19 protein-coding genes are annotated in these 19,315 nt (G+C 63.4%); 6 read left to right on the top strand and 13 right to left on the bottom strand.

Translation table 11 applies throughout. From position 1 onward, the window contains the following. Nucleotides 1-37: 37 nt before the first annotated feature. Both ACTS1Z_RS04665 and ACTS1Z_RS04660 read right to left on the bottom strand, forming a co-directional pair. The gene (locus ACTS1Z_RS04665; RefSeq protein ID WP_442623277.1) at nucleotides 38-838 is read right to left on the bottom strand and encodes a SapC family protein; all 801 of its coding nucleotides are present in this window, start codon (nucleotides 836-838) and stop codon (nucleotides 38-40) included. A gap of 67 nt (nucleotides 839-905) precedes the next feature. After that, nucleotides 906-2,348 (bottom strand): FAD-binding oxidoreductase, encoded by a 1,443-nt coding sequence (locus ACTS1Z_RS04660; RefSeq protein ID WP_442623309.1) that lies wholly within the window; start codon nucleotides 2,346-2,348, stop codon nucleotides 906-908. 93 nt (nucleotides 2,349-2,441) lie between these two features. On the opposite strand from ACTS1Z_RS04660, the gene ACTS1Z_RS04655 reads away from it, so the two are divergent. From ACTS1Z_RS04655 to ACTS1Z_RS04645, 3 genes are all read left to right on the top strand, one after another. Continuing rightward, a complete protein-coding gene (locus ACTS1Z_RS04655; RefSeq protein WP_442623276.1) occupies nucleotides 2,442-2,885 on the top strand; it encodes a hypothetical protein in 444 nt (147 codons plus the stop codon). 123 nt (nucleotides 2,886-3,008) lie between these two features. Continuing rightward, complete coding sequence (locus ACTS1Z_RS04650) at nucleotides 3,009-4,364, top strand: DEAD/DEAH box helicase (protein ID WP_442623275.1); 1,356 nt, start codon at nucleotides 3,009-3,011, stop codon at nucleotides 4,362-4,364. Between the two features lie 86 nt (nucleotides 4,365-4,450). After that, nucleotides 4,451-5,983: a flavin-containing monooxygenase gene (locus ACTS1Z_RS04645; protein WP_442623274.1), complete on the top strand. Its 1,533-nt coding sequence runs from the start codon at nucleotides 4,451-4,453 to the stop codon at nucleotides 5,981-5,983. A 3-nt stretch (nucleotides 5,984-5,986) separates the two neighbouring features. Here the strand turns inward: ACTS1Z_RS04645 and ACTS1Z_RS04640 are convergent, their stop codons facing one another. The 8 genes from ACTS1Z_RS04640 to ACTS1Z_RS04605 form a co-directional block, all read right to left on the bottom strand. Continuing rightward, on the bottom strand, nucleotides 5,987-6,754 hold the full coding sequence (locus tag ACTS1Z_RS04640) for an enoyl-CoA hydratase (protein WP_442623273.1): 768 nt from the start codon (nucleotides 6,752-6,754) through the stop codon (nucleotides 5,987-5,989). 3 nt (nucleotides 6,755-6,757) lie between these two features. Then, a complete protein-coding gene (tgt, locus tag ACTS1Z_RS04635) occupies nucleotides 6,758-7,882 on the bottom strand; it encodes a tRNA guanosine(34) transglycosylase Tgt (protein WP_442623272.1) in 1,125 nt (374 codons plus the stop codon). 35 nt (nucleotides 7,883-7,917) lie between these two features. Then, nucleotides 7,918-8,307: a hypothetical protein gene (locus ACTS1Z_RS04630; RefSeq protein ID WP_442623271.1), complete on the bottom strand. Its 390-nt coding sequence runs from the start codon at nucleotides 8,305-8,307 to the stop codon at nucleotides 7,918-7,920. Continuing rightward, nucleotides 8,304-9,362 carry a tRNA preQ1(34) S-adenosylmethionine ribosyltransferase-isomerase QueA gene (gene queA / locus ACTS1Z_RS04625; protein WP_442623270.1) on the bottom strand — a complete coding sequence of 353 codons (1,059 nt, stop codon included), beginning with the start codon at nucleotides 9,360-9,362 and terminating at the stop codon, nucleotides 8,304-8,306. Before queA ends, ACTS1Z_RS04630 begins: the two co-directional genes overlap by 4 nt. A 7-nt stretch (nucleotides 9,363-9,369) precedes the next feature. Then, nucleotides 9,370-10,083 (bottom strand): peptidylprolyl isomerase, encoded by a 714-nt coding sequence (locus tag ACTS1Z_RS04620; RefSeq protein WP_442623269.1) that lies wholly within the window; start codon nucleotides 10,081-10,083, stop codon nucleotides 9,370-9,372. A gap of 109 nt (nucleotides 10,084-10,192) precedes the next feature. Then, entirely contained in the window at nucleotides 10,193-10,702 is a 510-nt protein-coding gene (gene coaD, locus ACTS1Z_RS04615) for a pantetheine-phosphate adenylyltransferase (RefSeq protein WP_442623268.1), read from the bottom strand. After that, complete coding sequence (locus tag ACTS1Z_RS04610; protein WP_442623267.1) at nucleotides 10,702-11,601, bottom strand: polyprenyl synthetase family protein; 900 nt, start codon at nucleotides 11,599-11,601, stop codon at nucleotides 10,702-10,704. The genes coaD and ACTS1Z_RS04610 overlap by 1 nt, the downstream gene beginning before the upstream one ends. Nucleotides 11,602-11,604: 3 nt before the next feature. After that, complete coding sequence (locus ACTS1Z_RS04605) at nucleotides 11,605-11,856, bottom strand: exodeoxyribonuclease VII small subunit (RefSeq protein ID WP_442623266.1); 252 nt, start codon at nucleotides 11,854-11,856, stop codon at nucleotides 11,605-11,607. 105 nt (nucleotides 11,857-11,961) lie between these two features. Here ACTS1Z_RS04605 and ACTS1Z_RS04600 point away from each other — a divergent pair, with 105 nt between their 5' ends. Next, entirely contained in the window at nucleotides 11,962-13,326 is a 1,365-nt protein-coding gene (locus ACTS1Z_RS04600) for an NAD-dependent succinate-semialdehyde dehydrogenase (RefSeq protein WP_442623265.1), read from the top strand. Next, the gene (locus tag ACTS1Z_RS04595) at nucleotides 13,323-14,612 is read left to right on the top strand and encodes an NADH:flavin oxidoreductase/NADH oxidase family protein (RefSeq protein WP_442623264.1); all 1,290 of its coding nucleotides are present in this window, start codon (nucleotides 13,323-13,325) and stop codon (nucleotides 14,610-14,612) included. Before ACTS1Z_RS04600 ends, ACTS1Z_RS04595 begins: the two co-directional genes overlap by 4 nt. On the opposite strand, the gene ACTS1Z_RS04590 is transcribed toward ACTS1Z_RS04595, so the two are convergent. Further along, nucleotides 14,609-16,276: a long-chain-fatty-acid--CoA ligase gene (locus tag ACTS1Z_RS04590; RefSeq protein WP_442623263.1), complete on the bottom strand. Its 1,668-nt coding sequence runs from the start codon at nucleotides 16,274-16,276 to the stop codon at nucleotides 14,609-14,611. The two genes, ACTS1Z_RS04595 and ACTS1Z_RS04590, sit on opposite strands and share 4 nt — an antisense overlap. A gap of 157 nt (nucleotides 16,277-16,433) precedes the next feature. On the opposite strand from ACTS1Z_RS04590, the gene ACTS1Z_RS04585 reads away from it, so the two are divergent. Further along, nucleotides 16,434-17,384 (top strand): M23 family metallopeptidase, encoded by a 951-nt coding sequence (locus tag ACTS1Z_RS04585; RefSeq protein ID WP_442623262.1) that lies wholly within the window; start codon nucleotides 16,434-16,436, stop codon nucleotides 17,382-17,384. Between the two features lie 10 nt (nucleotides 17,385-17,394). On the opposite strand, the gene ACTS1Z_RS04580 is transcribed toward ACTS1Z_RS04585, so the two are convergent. Together ACTS1Z_RS04580 and ACTS1Z_RS04575 are read right to left on the bottom strand one after the other, a co-directional pair. Next, entirely contained in the window at nucleotides 17,395-18,156 is a 762-nt protein-coding gene (locus tag ACTS1Z_RS04580) for a cell cycle transcriptional regulator TrcR (protein ID WP_442623308.1), read from the bottom strand. A gap of 124 nt (nucleotides 18,157-18,280) precedes the next feature. Continuing rightward, nucleotides 18,281-19,306 carry a glycosyltransferase family 4 protein gene (locus ACTS1Z_RS04575; RefSeq protein WP_442623261.1) on the bottom strand — a complete coding sequence of 342 codons (1,026 nt, stop codon included), beginning with the start codon at nucleotides 19,304-19,306 and terminating at the stop codon, nucleotides 18,281-18,283. Nucleotides 19,307-19,315: the final 9 nt, after the last annotated feature.

The raw sequence follows: 19,315 nt of genomic DNA, 5'->3' as shown, positions 1-19,315 counted from the left end.
AGCGGAACCGTGCGGCCTGCGAAAGCCGCGGATTTCCTTAGCTCTGCTCCATACCCTGGGGCACGTTGGCGTCGGGCTGCGGCGGAACTTTGCCCTGCTGAAGCTGCATCGCGAAGATATCGCGGACAAGCTGCAGCGACATCATGTGCGCATAGACCAGCGCCATCATGCCGTTCTGCACCCATTTACGCGCCTGGTCGCCACGGATTTCCTTGAGCTTCTCTTCGTTCACCATCTGGAAACCGCGATAGACGAACGGCTTGTCCGAATTCGGCGTGTCGATCGCGACCTCGCCCTCCATCAGCAATTCCGCTTGTACGAGCTCGTTCACGAAAGCGACCGTACGATGGCCGGACGTTTCGACCTGCTCGCAAAACTGCAACAGGCTTTTGGTCGTGTCCGTCGCTTCGGCGCCATCGAACAGCGCTTCGCCTTCGTCATATTCGCCCACGATATCGGTCGTCGGATCGAAGCAGAGCGACAATTCCTCGGAGTCTTCGCGCAGCTTGGCGAGGAGGAACGGATAGCGGCGCGCATAAGCCGGCATGTAGACCGGGTTGCCGGCCAGCTCGCCCTCTTCGTTGAGGAATACGTTTACACCCTGATTGAGGCCCATCAGCGCCAGCGGCACTGGATTGTCGCCGGACGAGAAGACGATCGGCATGTGGCGCTGGACCATTACGAATTCGTCGATCGTCACCGGCACCGCGTGCGTGTCGGCAAGGAACGGCATCTTCGGCCGTACCTGCAGCTTGTAGTCCGCGTGCTGCTGGCTCGAGAGCGGAACGACGTCGTTGTACAATAGCGGGAAATTCTGCTGCGGGGCAGCGCTGGCCATCGAAAGTCTCCTATGGACGAGATATGTTGGGCGGCCGCTATCGGGGCCGCTCGGATTGCCCTGCCCTCTATGGTTTCTCGGCAGGTTTAGCAAGCGGTATGAGCTTGCCCGGGTTCATAATATTGTGCGGATCGAGCGCCTGCTTGATCGCGCGCAAGGCGGCCAGCCGGGCCGGATCGGCAAGCCTTTCGAATTCGTCGATCTTGAGCTGCCCGATGCCGTGCTCGGCGGACAGCGAACCGCCCGTTTCATGCACCAGATCGTGGACGAACCGGTTCACGCTCTCGCCCGTATCGGCGAACCAGGCCTGATCATCGCTGCCTGCAGGCGCGCGTACGTTGAAATGGACGTTGCCGTCGCCGAGATGACCGAATGCGACGACCCGCGCACCGGCAAATTTGCGCTCGACCGCCTCTGTCGCGCGCTCGACAAAGCCCGGCATCGCTGAAACCGGCACTGACACGTCATGTTTCGCCGCGACACCGTCGATCCGTTCGGCCTCGGCGATCGTCTCCCGCAGCTTCCAGAGGGCTTCGGCCTGCGCTTCGCTCTCGGCAATGGCGGCATCCGCGATTGTGCCGGCTTCCAGCAGGTCCGCAAGCGCCGTTTCGAAGCGGGCGCGCAGACCCCCCGGATCGCTTGCCGCGCGCAATTCGACCAGCACATTCCATCGACACGCCTTTTCCAGCGGCGCCCGCGTGTCGGCGATATGCTGCAATACCAGCGCGAGGGCTGCGTCCGGCACCAGTTCGAAACTTTCCACGGCATCGCCCAGACTTGCTTCGAGCGCGCGCAGCGCCGACAGGGCGTCGGGCGCGGAATCGAGGCCGAGCCAGGCGACCTCTCGATATGGCGCCGCGGGTACGAGCTTCAGGCTGGCAGCGGTTACCACGCCCAATGTCCCCTCGGCCCCGGCCAGCAACTGGCGCAGATCGTAGCCGCGATTATCCTTGCGGAGCGTCGACAGCCCTTCGAACAGGCTGCCATCGGGGAGCACCGCTTCGATTCCCAGCGTCAACGCGCGCATCGGCCCAAAGCGCAGAACCTGCGTCCCGCCCGCATTGGTGGCGATCAGGCCGCCGATCGTCGCGCTGTCCTTGGCGCCGAGCGATAGCGGAAAGCGGCGACCATGTTCGGCGGCGGCCTCGTGCACGCGGCTCAGGATAACCCCCGCCTCGGCCGTGAGACTGTTGTCGCCGGGGTCGACCGCGCGGATTGCATCCATCTTGCGCAAGGAAAGCAGGATCGCCCGGTCTTCGGGACGCGGCACGCCGCCCGCCACCATGCCGGTATTGCCGCCTTGCGGCACGATCGCGACGCCCTGCTCGCCGGCGATCCGCACGACAGCTTGCACCTCTTCGCGACTCTTTGGCGAGACCAGTGCGATAGCGCTGCCGGTTACCCGGCCGCGCCAGTCGGTGAGCCACGGCGCCAGCGCGTCCGCATCCGTGGCCACGGCCTTCGGCGCCACAGCCGCGCGCAACTTCTCGAGAATCTCGTCGTCGGTCATCGCCTGAACGATAACGGGAATAGTTGCCGCGGCCAATTCATGTCCGGTTAAACGGCAAGGGGCGAAACGGGCGCACTAAGGATAGGATGCTCCGTGGCGATCTTGGGACCTGCACTGCTGATGTTGAGCGCTTCTGCCGGACCGGTGCCGGCGGTGTCGCTGCAATTCGCGATGCAGACCGTCGAACAGCGGATCATCATCCGGATACCCACGCGCCGTACACTGCGCCCGCGCCGCCGCGCGCCATCCGGCATCGTCTGGCGCGAGCGGGAGGCTGCGAGCTGCCAGCCGGTCTCCGCAATCGCCCGCGCCCGCTTTACGCGGCCCGGCGTCGTCGATCTGCTGACCCATGACCGGCGGCTGATCCGCGCGCGGCTCGATTCCGAATGCGTTGCGCTCGGCTATTATTCGGCCTTTTACATGGTGCCCGGAGACGACGGGCAAATTTGCGCGTCGCGCGACACTATCGTCTCGCGCGCCGGAAACGAGTGCGCGATTTCGGGATTCCACATACTCGAGCCGCGATCGGGCAATTAGTGGCAGCCGGCTGCCCCACGAAGCGCCCGCTTTCTCTTGACTTTTGAGCCCCCAACGCCCAATCGCCAGCCGCACAAGCGCGACGCATAGAGACCGCGCACAGCCAACCAATTCGGATATTACATGAAGTTTGCCGATCTCGGCCTTTCCGACGAATTACTGCGCGCCGTCGACGACGCGGGCTATACCGAGCCGACCCCGATCCAGGCGGAGGCCATTCCCCCCGTCCTGATGATGAAGGACCTGGTCGGCATCGCGCAGACCGGAACCGGAAAAACGGCAAGCTTCGTGCTGCCTATGATCGACATCTTGAGTTCCGGCCGCCGCCGCGCGCTGATGCCGCGGTCGCTGATCCTGGAACCGACCCGCGAGCTCGCCGCGCAGGTCGCCGAGAATTTCGAGAAATATGGCAAATACCAGTCGCTCGAAATGGCGCTGCTGATCGGCGGCGTGCAGATGGGCGACCAGATCAAGGCGCTCGAAAAAGGCGTGGACGTGTTGATCGCCACGCCGGGCCGGCTGATGGACCTGTTCGATCGCGGCAAGATCCTGCTTTCCGGCTGCAGCCTGCTCGTGATCGACGAGGCGGACCGCATGCTCGACATGGGCTTTATCCCGGACATCGAGAGCATCTGCCAGAAGCTGCCGACGAACCGGCAGACGCTGCTCTTTTCGGCAACCATGCCGCCGCCGATCAAGAAACTTTCGGACAAGTTTCTCAGCAATCCCAAACATATTGAGGTTGCCCGCCCGGCAACCGCAGCGACGAATATCGATCAGCGAATCGTCGAAACCAGCGCGCGTTCGAAAAAGACGACGCTGAAAAAGCTGCTACGCTCGGAAGATGTCAGCACCGCGATCATCTTCGCCAATCGCAAGACGACAGTCCGCGACCTGCAGGGACAGTTGAAGAAGGATGGCTTTCGCGCTGGCCAGATACACGGCGATATGAGCCAGCCGGAACGGATGCGCGAACTCGATCTCTTCAAGTCCGGCGAGATCAATATTCTCGTCGCATCGGATGTCGCGGCGCGCGGGCTCGACATCAAGGGCGTCAGCCATGTGTTCAATTTCGACGCGCCCTGGCATCCCGACGATTATGTCCATCGCATCGGCCGCACGGGCCGCGCCGGGGCTGAGGGGACGGCGATTACGCTCGTCACCCCGGCCGACGCGGAAGCGATCGAGAATATCGAGAAGCTGACCGGGCAGACGATCGCCCGTGGCGACAAAAGTCCGCCGCAAAGCCGCTCGAAACCGGAAACCGCCGGCGAAGACGCGCCGGAAAAGCCGAAACGCAAATCGCGGCGGAAAGCGACGAGCGAAGACGGCCAAAAGAGCGCACCCAAAACGAAAAAGGCGCAGCCCAAGAAACAGGCTGCCAAACCCGCACCGGCGAACGCAAAAAAGAGCGATGCCGACGACGAGGAATGGAACGGCCCGATGCCGGACTTTCTCAACGTGAAGCTGGGCAACTAGGAACCAGCGAGCGCGCCCCGATCGCGCCAACTTGCCGTTAACGTCAATCCGTTCTACATTGAAACGGAAATTGCGGAGGCTTGCTCATGGCGCGCGAAGACGCACCCGAACATTTTGACGTCCTGATTGTCGGCGCGGGCATTTCCGGCATCGGCGCCGGCTATTATCTGCAGCGCGATTGCCCCGATAAAAAGTTCGTCATCCTAGAGGGCCGCGAGAATATTGGCGGAACCTGGGACCTGTTCCGCTATCCGGGCATCCGCTCGGATTCGGACATGTTCACGCTCGGCTACGACTTCAAACCCTGGACGGCGCAAAAGGCCATCGCCGACGGCCCGTCAATTCTCGACTATCTGGACGAAACAGCGAGCGAGAATGATCTCTACGAGAAAATCCGCTTCAGGCATCATGTAAACGGCGCCGAATGGTCGTCCGAAGAGGCGAAATGGCGGGTCGAAGCGGAGCGCGACGGCGAGACGGTCTGGATCAGCTGCGACTTCCTCTTCATGTGCACAGGCTATTATAACTACGACGCCGGCTATACGCCGGACTGGGAAGGCTTCGAGAATTACAAAGGCACCGTCGTCCATCCTCAGCACTGGCCGCAGGACCTCGACTATGCGGGCAAGAAGGTCGTGGTCATCGGATCGGGCGCGACTGCGGTAACGCTCGTCCCTGCAATGATCGATGGAGAAGGCCCGCCTGAACACGTCACCATGCTCCAGCGGTCGCCGACCTATATGGTGTCGCGTCCGTCGGAGGATGCGATGGCCAACAGGCTGCGCAAATGGCTGCCGAGCAAGATGGCCTACAAGCTGATCCGCTGGCGCAATACACTCCTCCAGCACTTCATTTTCCGGCGTGCGCGCAACAAGCCTGAGAAGGTCCGCGATTTCCTGCTCAACAAGGTCGAGGAGGAACTCGGCCCGGACTACGATATCGAGACGCATTTCACGCCGCGCTACAATCCGTGGGAGCAGCGGCTCTGCCTCGTGCCCGACAGCGATTTCTTCCGCGTGATCCGGGACGGCCAGGCTTCGGTTGCGACCGGGCATATCGACCGCTTTACAGAAACCGGCATCTTGCTTGAGTCCGGCGAGGAACTGGAGGCGGATATCGTTGTCACGGCGACAGGACTGGACCTGCAGATGGCCGGCGGGGCGCAACTCACTGTGGACGGTCAGCCGGTGAATTTCGGCGACAAGGTCACCTACAAGGCCATGATGTTCGACGATGTGCCGAACATGGCCTTTTCCTTCGGCTATACCAACGCGTCTTGGACGCTGCGCGCGGACCTGACCTGCGAATATGTCGCGCGGCTGCTCAATTATATGGACGAGAATGACGTCGATATCGTCGTGCCGCGCCTGCCGCAGGACGAGCAGATCGAGCGGTTGCCCTGGGTCGATTTTTCGTCCGGCTATTTCAAGCGCGCGGAAGACAAGCTGCCGGCGCAGGGCGATCGTGGCGTCTGGCGGAACCTGCAGAATTACCGCAAGGATGTGAAAGAGATCCGCGAGGCGCCGATTGCCGACGAAGCGATGGTGTTCGCCAAGGCCGGTGCGATGTCGCTGGGCCCCAGCCAGTCGGAAGAACCCGAAGCGATCGCCGCCGAGTAGCGGTCAGCCCTGCCCGCGGCCGCGCGCCTGTACCGCGGCGCGCCGGGCTTCGATCTCTTCGGCGGAGACCCCGGCATTGGCCGCAGCGCGCTCCTGCTCCAGCGAAAGGCCCTCGCCGAACGCCGCAGCGAACCCGTCGTCGATCAGTTTCCGGTAATTCACGAGCATATCGGGCTCGACCGAGAGCATATCTTCGGCAAGCTGGCGCGCTTGGGGCAGCAGTTCCTCGGCCGGCACCACGCGATTGACGAGGCCCCAGCGCTCGGCCTGTTCGGCCGAAATGAAATTGCCGGTCAGCGACAATTCCTTGGCCCGCGAAATGCCGACGGCGCGGCTCAGCTTCTGGCTCAACCCCCAGCCGGGCATGATGCCGACCCGCGCATGGGTATCGGCGAAGCGCGCATTTTCGCTTGCGATCAACACGTCGCAGGCGAGCGCCAGTTCGAACCCGCCGGTAATCGCCACCCCGTTGATCGCGCCGATCACCGGGCCGGAAAAACGGCCGAGCGCAGTGACCGGATCCTCGACATCGACCGCCTCGCCGATGCTGGATTCGCCCGAGCCGAGCTCTTTCAGGTCGAGCCCGGCGGTAAAGGCGCGCTCTCCGGCTCCGGTCAGGATCAGCACCCGAATGTCGGGATCGGCCTCCATATCGAGCACCTTGCGCGCCAATTCGCTCCGCAAGGCCGCTGACAGCGCGTTCATCGCCTCGGGCCGGTTGAGCGTCAGCACCGCATAGCCATCGCAGCGTTCGATTTCGACAAGCGCCATCGTCTAATTCTCCTGTGTACAGCGGTCGACAAAGTCGCTCGCGAAAGCCGAGAACCGGCCCTCCGTAATCGCGGCCCGCATCTTCGCCATAAGCGACTGATAGAAAAAGATATTATGCTCGGTCATCAGCATCGCGCCAAGAATTTCGCCCGAGCGGACGAGATGATGGATATAGGCGCGTGACCATTGGCGGCAGACCGGGCAGTCGCAGTCGGGATCGAGCGGCCCCGTATCCTCGGCGAAGCGCGCATTCCTGATGTTGATCGGGCCATCGGCGGTGAACGCCTGTCCGGTTCTGCCGCTGCGCGTCGGCAGGACGCAATCGAACATGTCGATGCCCCGCGCCACCGCGCCCACCAGATCGTCTGGCTTGCCGACACCCATCAGATAGCGCGGCTTATCCTCGGGGAACTGGCCGGGCGCGAAATCGAGACAGCCGAACATCGCCTCCTGCCCCTCGCCGACCGCCAGCCCGCCGACCGCATAGCCGTCGAATCCGATATCGCGCAGCGCATCGGCGGATCGCTTGCGCAGCGCCTCGTCCAGCCCGCCCTGCTGAATGCCAAACAGTGCGCCTTCATTGCCGAGATCGTCAAACGCGTCGCGCGAGCGTTTCGCCCAGCGCATCGAGCGCTCCATGGCTTCGGCCTGCGCTTCCGGCGTGTCGGTCGTCTTCACGAGCTGGTCGAACGCCATCACGATATCCGCACCCAGCAAGGTCTGGATTTCCATCGAGCGTTCCGGGCTCAACATGTGCCGCGATCCGTCCAGATGGCTGGCAAAGGCGACGCCTTCTTCGCTGACCTTGGTGAGATCGGACAGGCTCATCACCTGATAGCCGCCGCTATCGGTGAGGATCGGCCGGTCCCAGCCCATGAATTCGTGCAGCCCGCCCAGCTTCGCGATCCGCTCGGCGCCCGGGCGCAGCATCAGGTGATAGGTGTTGCCGAGAATGATATCCGCGCCCGCCGCGCGCACATCGGCCGGCTTCATCGCCTTCACCGTCGCGGCCGTGCCGACGGGCATGAAGGCGGGCGTGCGGATTTCACCACGCTTCATCCGGATTGCGCCGGTGCGCGCGGCACCGTCGGTTGCGGCAATCGAAAAGGCGAAGCGGGTTTCGGACATGGATTCTCGACTAGCGGAAGGAAGCCCGACAGTCGTTAGCGCAAGCGCCAGAGCGGAAAAAGCGCGAAACAGAATTGACCGGCGAGCCCCAGCAGGCCGAGCGGCGCGATGAGGCGCGCACCGTATTCGCCGATCGATTCACCAAGCAGCAGCGTGGCGAGCGCCAGTTCGGCCAGCATCAGCAGGCCGAACGCAATCGCGCCCATCGTCGCGCGCGGCGCAACGGCCGGGTCTACGGCGTAGCGCCGGATCGCCCATCCGCAGGCCAACCAGCAGACCGTCAGGATGATGGGAAGCTCGATGAGATTCGCCGGCCACTCGCCAATCGCTGGAACGAGCATGAGAACGCGAATCGTTCCGAGTACGAAACCCGCTGCGAACACACACAGAAAATAGAAGGTCCCGGCTTTCGCGGCGCGGGTCATGCCGGTGCGAGCGATGTCGCCGGGTCACCATGCGGCAACAACAGGCTCGCATCGCCATAGCTGTAGAATCGATATTGCTCGGCAATCGCATGTTCGTACGCCGCGAGCATCCGTTCGCGGCCCATCAGCGCGCTGACGAGCATGAACAATGTCGAGCGCGGGAGATGGAAATTGGTCATCAGCCCATCGATCGCCCTGAAGCGATAGCCGGGGGTTATGAAGATATCGGTGTCGCCTTCGAACGGATGGATCACGCGGTCGTCATCGGCGGCACTTTCGAGCAGGCGCAGGCTCGTCGTGCCGACGGAGATGATGCGCCCGCCCGCCGCGCGCACATCGTTGAGGCGCTTCGCCGTAGCCGCGTCGATCCGGCCCCATTCCGAATGCATTTCGTGATCGTCGCTGTCCTCGGCCTTCACGGGCAGAAATGTGCCGGCCCCGACATGCAGCGTCAGTGTGACATGGCCGATCCCGGCCGCTTCGAGGCGTTCGATCAGGTCGGGCGTGAAATGGAGTGCGGCAGTCGGCGCGGCGACGGCCCCCTTCTCCTTCGCGAACATCGTCTGATAGTCTTCGGCGTCGCGCTCGTCGGTCGGGCGCTTGCCGGCGATATAGGGCGGCAGCGGCATCGTGCCCGCCCGTTCGAGCAGCAGCTCGACCGGCTCGTCGCCCTCGAAACTGAGCAGGAAGCTGCCGTCATTGCCGCGGTCCGACGCGGTCGCGGCGACACCGCCGCCGAACGCGATCCGGTCGCCCTCGCGCACGCGTTTCGCGTTGCGGATAAAGGCGCGCCATTGCCGCAATCCCTCGCGCTTATGCAGCGTCGCGCCGATCTTCGCCTCGCCGCGCCTGCCCTCGAGCTGGGCCGGGATTACCTTGGTATCGTTGAAGACGAGAATATCGCCCGGTCGCAGACAGTCCGGCAGGTCGCGGGCCAGCCGGTCATGCGTCGCGTCTCCCTCCAGAACCAGCATCCGCGCGCTGTCCCGCGGACTGGCCGGGCGGAGCGCTATGCGGTCTTCGGGGAGCGCGAAATCGAAAAGATCGACGCGCACCGGGCCGTTATTGCGGCGTCTCGCCCGACAGGTCGCCGAGCGCCGCTTCGAGCGCGGCCGCCTGGTCGTTCGCGGCGGGCTGCGTCATCGCGGCGATCTCGGCCGCCGTCGGCGGCGGTACGTTATCGGCAGCGATCGATGCACGGATGATGCGCGCCGGGTTTGCCGGCGGTTCGCCGCGCGGAATCGCGTCGACATATTCCATGCCGTCGGTCACCCGGCCGAACGCGGTGTAGTTCCGATCGAGCCCGAGATTGGGCATGAACATGATGTAGAACTGGCTGTTGGCGCTGTTGGGATCGGTCGCGCGCGCCATCGAAACGGTACCGCGCACATGCGGCAACGTCGTGAACTCGGCGTTGAGATCGGGAAGCTGCGAACCGCCCTGCCCCGTACCGGTCGGATCGCCCGTCTGCGCCATGAAGCCGTCGATCACGCGGTGAAAGATCACGCCGTTGTAAAAGCCCTGGCGGGCCAGCGTCTTGACCCGTTCGACATGATTGGGCGCGGCATCGGGCCGCAGCCGGATCGTCACCCGTCCGCCGGTCGAAAGATCGAGCAGCAGGGTATTTTCCGGATCGGCTTCCGGCGTCCTGCCCGACGCATAGCTGATATTCGACGTCGCGCTCACATTGGTGATGCCACTGTCATCGTCCTGGGCGTGCGCCGCACTGCCCATGGTCAACGCCATCAGGGAAAACAGGAATATCTTCAAACGCATACTATCCTCGTACACTTCGTTCGCCACGATTTTGATCGCGCGGCCAATCAATTTTTCAGTGCTTTAGCCCAATCAGCTTCCGGCTGAAAGGAGGATGAACGATTGCCCGTTAATCGCCCTTCCGCCCGATTTTGTCGACGCGCGCCTTCATGTCGGCCTCGACCGCCGGGGTCACGAATTTGTGGATATCGCCGCCATACATGGCGATCTCCTTCACGAGCCGCGATGCGATCGGCTGCAGCGCGACATCGGCCATCAGGAACAGCGTCTCGATATCGTCGTTCAACTGCTGGTTCATGCCCGCCATCTGGAACTCATATTCGAAATCGGCCACGGCGCGCAGGCCGCGCACGATGACCGTCGCGCCCTCGCGTTCGGCAAAGTCCATGAGCAGCGAGTTGAAATGCACGACACGGATATCGCCGTCGCACGCCGCCACCTCGCGCTTCACCATCTCCAGACGCTCATCGTCCGTGAACATAGGCGATTTGCTGGGATTGGTCGTGACGCCGATAATCAGCGTGTCGACGAGCTTCGCGCCGCGCCGGATGATGTCCATATGCCCGAGCGTTATCGGATCGAACGTCCCCGGATACACCCCTACCCTGTTGGCGCCCATCAATGCGTCCTTTCGATGGAAAAGCGCGCGATGGCGCGGAGCATGTCCGCCTCTTCGCCATAATCGCGCAAATGATCGATCGCTTGGTCGACGAGCATCTCGGCCTGTTGCCGCGCCCGCTCGACGCCAAGCAGCGACACAAACGTCGCCTTGCCGGCGTCCGCATCCTTGCCGACGCGCTTGCCCGTGACCGCTTCGTCGCCTTCGACGTCGAGCAGATCGTCGGCGATCTGGAAAGCAAGACCGAGATCGCGCGCATAGCCGCGCAGATGCGTGCGGTTTTCGGGCGGGATGTGGCCCATGATGCAGGCCGCTTCGAGGCAGAAGCCCATCAGCGCGCCGGTTTTCAGACGCTGCAGCCGGGTCACGGCTGGCAGGTCGAGCTGCCGGTGCTCGGCCTCGAGATCCATCATCTGGCCGCCGCCCATCCCCGAGGGGCCGCTCGCCTGGGCAAGCGCCGCCATCAGTTCGGCGCGGACGAACGGATCGGAATGCGTCGCTTCGTCGCCCAATATCTCGAAGGCCAAAGCGAGCAGGCAGTCCCCGGCCAGCACCGCCGTCGCCTCGTCGAACTGTTTGTGCACGGTCGGCTTTCCGCGGCGCATATCGTCATCGTCCATGCACGGCAGATCGTCATGGATCAGCGAATAGACATGGATGCATTCGACCGCGAAGCCGGCGCGCATCGCACTGTCGCGATCGACATTGAAGACTTCGGACGCCGCGACGACGAGCATCGGCCGCAAACGCTTGCCGCCGCCGATCCCCGCATAGCGCATCGCTTCGTAGAGCTTGGCGCGCGAATCATTGGGCACCGGCAGCCAGGTGTCGAACAGGATGTCGACATCCTTCGCCATGCGTTCGAGCGCCGGCTTCAGTCCGAGGGAAACGACCGGCATCGGCTAGGCTGGATCGAGCGGTTCGACGCCCGCCGGCTTGCCGTCTGAATCGAGCTGGATCTTGTCGATCCGCGCCTTTGCGGCCTTCAGCCGCGCCTCGCATTGCGCGCGCAGCTTGTCGCCGCGGGTGTACAGATCGATCGATTCGTCGAGCGGCGCCTCGCCCGCTTCGAGCTTGCGAACGATCGCCTCGAGCTCTTCGAGAGCAGCCTCGAAGGAAAGGGAGCCGATATCGGTGGCGCTTTCGTCTGTCATGCGGTCGCTATGGGCGAGCGACCGAGCTATGGTCAAGCGAGAGCCGCACGCTATACGCGATTCGACAGGCTCAGCGGTCGCCGGTCAGCAATCAGGGAGGGAAAGATGCCCACGCAAGTCAATCCGGCCACAGGCGAAGAAGGCGAAACCTTTCCCGCGCTCAGCGACGAGCAGATCGAAGAAAAGGTCGCGCGCGCGGCAGCGACCTACCGGCACTGGCGCAACACAGACTATCACACGCGCACCGACCTCCTGACCAAGATCGCCAACCAATATGAGCAGCGGCGCGACGAGCTCGCCGCGATCATCACCAAGGAAATGGGCAAACCTGTCAAACAGGCGCGGGCCGAGATCGAAAAGTGCGCAAAGGCGTTCCGCTTCTACGCCGAAAACGGGCCGCACATGCTCAATCCCATCGAGCGCGAACTCGTCAACGGCCGGTCGGTGTCCCGCTGGCTGCCACAGGGGCCGGTGCTCGCCGTGATGCCGTGGAACTATCCCTTCTGGCAGGTCGTCCGTTTCCTGGCGCCGACGATTATGGCCGGCAATGTGGGGCTCCTCAAACATGCAAGCTCGACGCCCGGATGCGGAGCCGCGCTTGAGGAGATCGTAACCGATGCCGGCGGGCCCGAGGGTCTCTTCCAGAATATGCATATCAGCGCGTCCAAAGTCGCCGGCATCATTGCAGACGACCGGATCGTCGCCGTGACCATCACCGGCAGCGAGGGCGCGGGCATCAAGGTCGCCGAAGCTGCCGGGCATAACTTGAAGAAGGTGGTGCTTGAGCTGGGCGGGTCGGACCCGTTCATCGTGATGCCAAGCGCGGACGTCAAAAAGGCGGCCGAGACGGCGGTCACGGCGCGGCTGCAAAATGCCGGGCAAAGCTGCATCTGCGGCAAACGGATGGTCGTGCACGAAGACGTCTATGACGAGTTCATGGAAATCTTCGTCGAGGGCGTGAAGACGATCAAGATCGGCGATCCGAGCGACGAGGATACCGAGATGGGCCCGCTGTCGAGCGAGGATGCACGGAACGATATCGCCGAGCAGCTCGAAAAGGCCGTCCAGTCGGGCGCGAACAAGATCTACGGCGGCGATATCCCGGACAAGCCCGGCGCCTGGATGACCCCCGCGATCCTGACCGACATTCCCGAGGACGCGCCGGTCGCGCGCGAAGAGTTTTTCGGGCCGGTCGCCATGGTGTTCAAGGTCAAGGATCTCGACGAGGCGATCGAGGTCGCAAACGATATTCCCTTCGGACTCGGGTCAAGCGTCTGGACGACTGACGAGAGCGAAAAGGAACGCTTTATCCGCGATATCGAGGCCGGCATGACCGCGATCAACCAGATGCTCGCCTCCGACCCCTATGCGCCATTCGGCGGCGTCAAGCGGTCGGGCCATGGCCGCGAACTGGGTTCGCACGGACTGCATGAATTCATGAACCTCAAAAATGTGATGCTGCCCGAATGAGTGAAGCCGCACTTACCTCTCCGCTCACCCTGCCCTGCGGCGCGACGCTGCCGAACCGGATCGCCAAGGCCGCGATGACCGAAGGGCTGGCGAGCCCGGACGGGCTGCCGACCGAAGCGCTCGAACGGCTCTACGGCATCTGGTCGGACGGCGGCGCGGGAATGCTGCTGTCGGGCAATATCCAGATCGATCGCGATCATCTGGAGCGCCCGGGCAATGTCGTCATCCATGGCGAACCGAGCGCCGATCTGATGACGCGGCTCAATGACTGGGCCAAGGCGGCGACGCGAAACGGCAATCATTTCTGGGCGCAGCTCAGCCATGGCGGCCGCCAGACCCAGGCCATGGTCAACCCGCATCCGAAAGCGCCATCGGCGGTCAAGCTCGGCCTGCCAGGCGGCCAGTTCGGCGAGCCGGTCGCACTGACGGTCCCCGAGATCGCCGAGATACGGGATCGCTTCGCCATCGCCGCCAGGGCGGTCCGCGACGCGGGGTTTACCGGCGTGCAAATCCATGCGGCGCATGGCTATCTCCTCTCCTCTTTCCTGTCGCCCCGCGCCAATCAGCGCGAGGACGACTATGGCGGATCGCTCGAGAATCGCGCGCGCTTCCTGATGGAAACGGTGGCGGCTGTGCGCGATGCGGTCGGCGCGGATTTCCCGATCTCGGTGAAGCTCAACAGCGCCGATTTCCAGCGCGGCGGTTTCCAGTTCGAGGACAGCCTGCAGGTCGCCGAATGGCTTGCGGACGCCGGAATCGACCTGCTCGAGATTTCGGGCGGCAATTACGAACAGCCCAAGCTACTCGGCATCGAAGGCATGGAATCCGAAGAGAAACAGAATGTCGCGCCCTCGACGGCGCGGCGCGAAGCCTATTTCGTCGATTTCGCGCTGGCAATGCAGGAGAAGGTCTCGATCCCGCTCATGGTGACGGGCGGTTTCCGGAGCCGGGAGGCAATGGACTATGCGCTGGAAAGCGGCGCCGCCGATGTGATCGGTATCGGCCGTCCCTTCTGCCACACACCAGACGCCGCCAACCGGCTCTTTGAGGGCGCGGAGAAGCTACCGACGCCCGAAGATGAACTCGCGCTGATCCCCGACTGGCTCGGCTTTCTCAAACGCTTGCAGATGCTCAAGGCGATAGACGGATTCGCCACGCAATACTGGTTCTACAGCCAGCTCTACGCGCTCGGCCGCGAAGGCAAGACTGCCCCGGAGCGCTCTGTTTTCGCGGCTTTTCGCGAAGTGGAATCGACGCACAAGCGCCTGATGGCGCAGCGCGGCTAGACGCCCTCTTCCTCGCGCAGGGCCTTGCGGTCCAGCTTGCCGATCATCGTCTTGGGTAGTTCGTCCCGCACGACGACTTCTGTCACCTGCTCATGCTTGCCGAGCTGCGGATTGAGCCAGGCCGTGAGTTCCTCGCCCGTAACGGTCGCGTCTCCACTCAGAGCGACGAACGCCTTGGGTTTCTCGCCGGTATAGGTATCGGGAATGCCGATCACGAGCGCCTCTTTCACGGCCGGATTCTTGTAGAGGATGTCTTCCAACTGGCTCGGGAAGACCTTGAAGCCGGAGACGGCAATCATGTCCTTCAGCCGGTCGACGATGAAGATATAGCCATCCTCGTCGATGGTCCCGACATCGCCGGTGCGCAGGAACCCGTCATGCAGTATCTGGTCGTCCGCATCGGGCCGGTTCCAATAGCCGTACATGATCTGCGGGCCCGCGATCACGATCTCTCCCGGCTCGCCTTCCGGGGCCGGCTCGTTCGGATTTTCCTTGTCGACAAGTTTGACGATGGTCGCCGGCGCGGGCTGGCCGATCGAGCCCGTCTTGTTCTCGCCGTCATAGGGATTGCAGGATACGACGCCGGAGCTTTCCGTGAGCCCATAGCCTTCGACGAGCTTGGCGCCGGTCAGATCTTCGAACTTCGCCTTGGTTTCCGCGGGCAGCGGCGCGCCGCCCGAGATACAGACGCGCAGCGAGGAGAAATCGGTCTTCGCGGTCTGCGGATGATCGAGCAGCGCCGTATACATGGTCGGCACGCCCGGAAGCGCCGTCGCTTTCGTCCGTTCGATCGCCTTCAGCGCCTGCGCCGCATTCCAGCGCGGCAGCATGATGATCTCGCCGCCGCGCAACACGGTCCGGTTGAGCACAGTCGCGTTCGCAAAAACATGGAAGAAGGGCAGCACGCCCATAATCCGGTCTTCCGCCTCCGGCTCGGGATCGAGCGCTTGAATCTGGCGGGCGTTGGCCGTGATATTCTGATGGGTGAGCATCGCGCCCTTGGGCACGCCGGTCGTGCCGCCCGTATACTGGATGAGCGCGATATCCTTGCGCGGATCGATCGGCACACGGCCGCAATCGCCCTTATTGTCGACGAGCTCGCTGAACGGAATGACGTCGCGGCGCTTCGGAATATCGACGGATTCGCCGCCCTTGAACACGCGGAACATCAGCGATTTGGCGAGCGGCAGCGCCTCGACGACCGTGCCGACGACGAGTTTCTCGAGCGAGCTCTTGTCGAGCACTTCGAGCGCGGTCGGGAGTAACGCCTTCGCGGACAGCGTCAGCAAAAGTTTCGTGCCTGAATCCTCAACCTGATGCGTGAGCTCGTCGACCGTGTAGAGCGGCGAGAAATTGACGACCGTCGCACCCATCTTCATCGCGCCATAATAGCCGGCGAGATAATGCGGCACATTCGGCAGGAAGAGACCCACCCGGTCGCCCTTCTTGATGCCAAGCTTCTGCAGGCCGCGCGCGACGCGGTTCACGCCAAGCCGGACATCGGCATAGCTGTATTTCCGTCCCATGAAATCGGCGAGATAGGCGTCAGGATGTTTCGCCGCGCTATCGGCGAACATCTGCGGCACGGTGAGCGGCGCAAAGCTCTTGTCCCAGCTGCCGGGATGCCGAAAGTCTTCGCGCCAGATATCGGGAATCTGAACCATGGCGGAGCTATACCAACGCGCTATTACAAATCAAGCTACTTACATCCGTGTCAGTAAAGTTTGACGTCGATCATTAAGGCTGCGGCAGCATTTGATAATGTTGCCTTTCGATGGACAATAAGGCGGCCGGCGTCGCTGCTCAATCGGGATAATGTTCGTGGACAATCTTATCCTTCAAATCTTCCTTTTTCAGCTGGGTTTGCCCCTGCTGCTGATCGTGTTGCACGCGGCCACGCCCTCGGCCTCGTCAATCGGGCTGTTCCTGAGGTTCGCGGCGATCGGCCTCGCGCTCGTGCTGCTCGCACTGGCAGGGCTCTGGCTGTTCCTCCCCTGGTGGACGCCGCTAATACTCGGTGTGTTGCTCGGAATCGCGACGCTGATCGCAAGCCGTCGTGGCTCACGCTCCGCCAAACCTCCGTCGCGGTGGCGTATGCTGGCTGAGATTGCCGTGTCGGTCGCCGCCATCGCGGCAGTCGGGACGATGCTGCAACCGGTGATAGCCGGGCGGCAGGCGCCGGGCGATACAGTCGACCTCGCTTCACCGCTCGAACCGGGCCGATATCTCGTCGCCAATGGCGGCACCACGATGGCGATCAACGCGCATCTCATACCGCTGCCCCCCGAACGCGCGCCCGACTATCGCGGACAGACTTATGCCGTCGATATCATCGGGATCGACTCATTCGGATTTCCAGCAACCGGCATCGCGCCAAAGGCGCCCGAGCGATACAGCATCTATGGGCGCCGCGTTCTCGCGCCGTGCGACGGCGCAGTCGTGCGCACATTCGACGGTGCGCCCGACATGCCGGTGCCCGAGATGGACCGCGCGCATATGGCCGGCAATTACGTCCATATCGCCTGTGGCCCCTGGGTCGTCGTCCTCGCGCACATGGCGCCGGGCTCCGTAGAGGTTTCAGCGGGAGACCGCGTCAGCGCTGGCGAGCAGATCGGGCGCGTCGGCAATTCGGGCAACACAAATGGGCCGCATCTGCACCTTCACGTGCAACGCGGATCGCCGGAGGCAGCGCCGTTGAGCGGGGAGCCGCTATGGCTGACGATCGACGGTCAGTTTCCGGTACGAAACGACCGGATCACAATCAGCGAATAAAACGCCGAACCTAGTCGTCTTTCTTCTTGAACAGTTCCTCGGCGCCTTCGGGCAGCGGCTTGGCCGGTGCGTCCTCGGCAGGCATTTCCGGCCAACCCGAGCCGGACTCGCTTTCGGCCTCTGCAGGCGCTTCTTCGCCCGCTGCTTCCGCGGCCTCGGCAGCCAGCGCGGCTTCGGCTTCGGCCGCCGCAACCCGGCGCTCGTTTCGCAGTTCTGCAATCAACGCCTCGCGATCGCCTTCGATCGTCTCGTCCTTCGGCGCTTCGATGCCGGCCTTCTTCGCCGCCTTGGCGACGACCGCGTCGAGTTCGCGCTGCGAACACAGGCCGAGCGTCACCGGGTCCTTCGGGACGATCTCGGCAATGTTCCAGTGGGTGCGATCGCGGATCGCGTTGATCGTGTTGCGCGTCGTGCCGATCAGCTTGCCGATCTGCGCGTCGGAAATTTCGGGATGATTGCGCAGCAGCCAGGCGATGCCGTCAGGCTTGTCCTGCCGCTTCGACACCGGTGTGTAGCGCGGGCCTTTCGTACGGCGCACCTGCTCCGGCCCTTTGAGCATTTCCATCCGGTAATCGGGGTCGGCCTGGGCTTTCTCGATCTCTTCCATCGTCACTTCGTGCGCGGCCACGGGATCGCGGCCGGTCAGCTTGGTCGCAGCGGTATCGTCGGCGATCGCCTGCACTTCGAGGATGTGCAGACCGCAAAATTCGGCGATCTGTTCGAAGGACAGCGCGGTATTGTCGACCAGCCAGCTCGCGGTGGCATGCGGCATCAGGGGATGGGCCATGATGAACTCCAGAAATTAAAAGGGCCGCCCCTCGCGGGACGGCCGACTGTGTGGTTGTATTTAGGCGGGGAACGCCGTCAGGGCAAGAGCGGCGATGCGCGCGTGAGGATCAGGCCGCCTTGTCGAACTGGCTCGAGATAGGGACCAAGGCGTCGAGAAACTCCTGCGCGCTGCGTTCCCAGGTGAACTGCCCTGCATAGGCGGCGCAGGCTGCGCGATCGCGGGTCAGCGCGCCGGCGATAGCGCGATCGAGATCGGCGTCGAGGCAGGCAACCGTATCGTTCACGACATCGATCGGTCCGGTGACCGGATAGGCGGCGACCGGCGTTCCCGAGGCCAGCGCCTCGATCATTACCAAACCAAACGTGTCCGTCTTGCTCGGGAAAACGAACACATCTGCGCCCGAATAGGCGCCGGCCAACGGTTCGCCCGAGAGCGCGCCCAGGAAATGCGCACCCGGATACCGGCTTTCCAAGGCGGCTCGCGCCGGACCATCGCCGACGATCACCTTGGAGCCGGGCCGGCTGGACCGCAGAAACGCCTCGATATTCTTCTCGACCGCGACACGCCCGACATAGAGCATGATCGGCCGGGGCAGACCGACAAAGGCCGGATGCGGCGGCGCGTCGGGCGAAAAAGCGTCGAGATCGACGCCCCTGCCCCATGGCACGACATGATCGATACCGTTCGCGCGCAGCTCCCGCCGGATCGAATCCGTGGCGGTCATCACGGCGCTCGCCGGCGCGTGGAAGCGGCGCATCAGCGGCCATATCCAGCGCGTCGGCACGCCCGTCCGCTTCGATACATAGTCTGGGAATTGCGTATGATAGGCCGTCGTGAACGGATAGCCGTTGCGCCGGCACCATCGCCGTGCCGCATAGCCGAGCGGGCCTTCGGTCGAGATGTGGACGGCATCCGGCGCGCATGCGGCGAGCGCGTTGCCGAGACGCTCTGCGGTGACCAGCGCGAGCTTGATCTCCGAATAGGTGGGCAGCGGGACCGACGGAAACTGGTCGGGCGAAAAGACGGCGACCTCGTGACCCATCTTTTCCAGCTCCTGTCGCACCGACTGCAATGTACGGACAACGCCATTCACTTGCGGGCTCCAGGCGTCGGTCACGATCGCTATCCGCATAAGACTTCT

The organism is Parasphingopyxis sp., assembly GCF_052168295.1.
In the GTDB taxonomy this organism is placed as follows: domain Bacteria; phylum Pseudomonadota; class Alphaproteobacteria; order Sphingomonadales; family Sphingomonadaceae; genus Parasphingopyxis.
This window is presented reverse-complemented; position numbering and strand designations above follow the sequence as displayed.

Bases quoted from the DNA above. Each gene is read 5' to 3' on its own strand.
- ACTS1Z_RS04650 (WP_442623275.1), top strand. From the start codon at position 3,009: ATGAAGTTTGCCGATCTCGGCCTTTCCGACGAATTACTGCGCGCCGTC.
- ACTS1Z_RS04600 (WP_442623265.1), top strand. From the start codon at position 11,962: ATGCCCACGCAAGTCAATCCGGCCACAGGCGAAGAAGGCGAAACCTTT.
- ACTS1Z_RS04645 (WP_442623274.1), top strand. From the start codon at position 4,451: ATGGCGCGCGAAGACGCACCCGAACATTTTGACGTCCTGATTGTCGGC.
- ACTS1Z_RS04660 (WP_442623309.1), bottom strand. From the start codon at position 2,348: ATGACCGACGACGAGATTCTCGAGAAGTTGCGCGCGGCTGTGGCGCCG.
- ACTS1Z_RS04620 (WP_442623269.1), bottom strand. From the start codon at position 10,083: ATGCGTTTGAAGATATTCCTGTTTTCCCTGATGGCGTTGACCATGGGC.
- ACTS1Z_RS04575 (WP_442623261.1), bottom strand. From the start codon at position 19,306: ATGCGGATAGCGATCGTGACCGACGCCTGGAGCCCGCAAGTGAATGGC.
- ACTS1Z_RS04665 (WP_442623277.1), bottom strand. From the start codon at position 838: ATGGCCAGCGCTGCCCCGCAGCAGAATTTCCCGCTATTGTACAACGAC.
- ACTS1Z_RS04580 (WP_442623308.1), bottom strand. From the start codon at position 18,156: ATGCCGCATGCCACCGCGAGCTGGCTGGTCGACAATACCGCGCTGTCC.
- ACTS1Z_RS04590 (WP_442623263.1), bottom strand. From the start codon at position 16,276: ATGGTTCAGATTCCCGATATCTGGCGCGAAGACTTTCGGCATCCCGGC.
- tgt (WP_442623272.1), bottom strand. From the start codon at position 7,882: ATGTCCGAAACCCGCTTCGCCTTTTCGATTGCCGCAACCGACGGTGCC.
- coaD (WP_442623268.1), bottom strand. From the start codon at position 10,702: ATGGGCGCCAACAGGGTAGGGGTGTATCCGGGGACGTTCGATCCGATA.
- ACTS1Z_RS04610 (WP_442623267.1), bottom strand. From the start codon at position 11,601: ATGCCGGTCGTTTCCCTCGGACTGAAGCCGGCGCTCGAACGCATGGCG.
- ACTS1Z_RS04595 (WP_442623264.1), top strand. From the start codon at position 13,323: ATGAGTGAAGCCGCACTTACCTCTCCGCTCACCCTGCCCTGCGGCGCG.
- ACTS1Z_RS04640 (WP_442623273.1), bottom strand. From the start codon at position 6,754: ATGGCGCTTGTCGAAATCGAACGCTGCGATGGCTATGCGGTGCTGACG.
- ACTS1Z_RS04605 (WP_442623266.1), bottom strand. From the start codon at position 11,856: ATGACAGACGAAAGCGCCACCGATATCGGCTCCCTTTCCTTCGAGGCT.
- ACTS1Z_RS04630 (WP_442623271.1), bottom strand. From the start codon at position 8,307: ATGACCCGCGCCGCGAAAGCCGGGACCTTCTATTTTCTGTGTGTGTTC.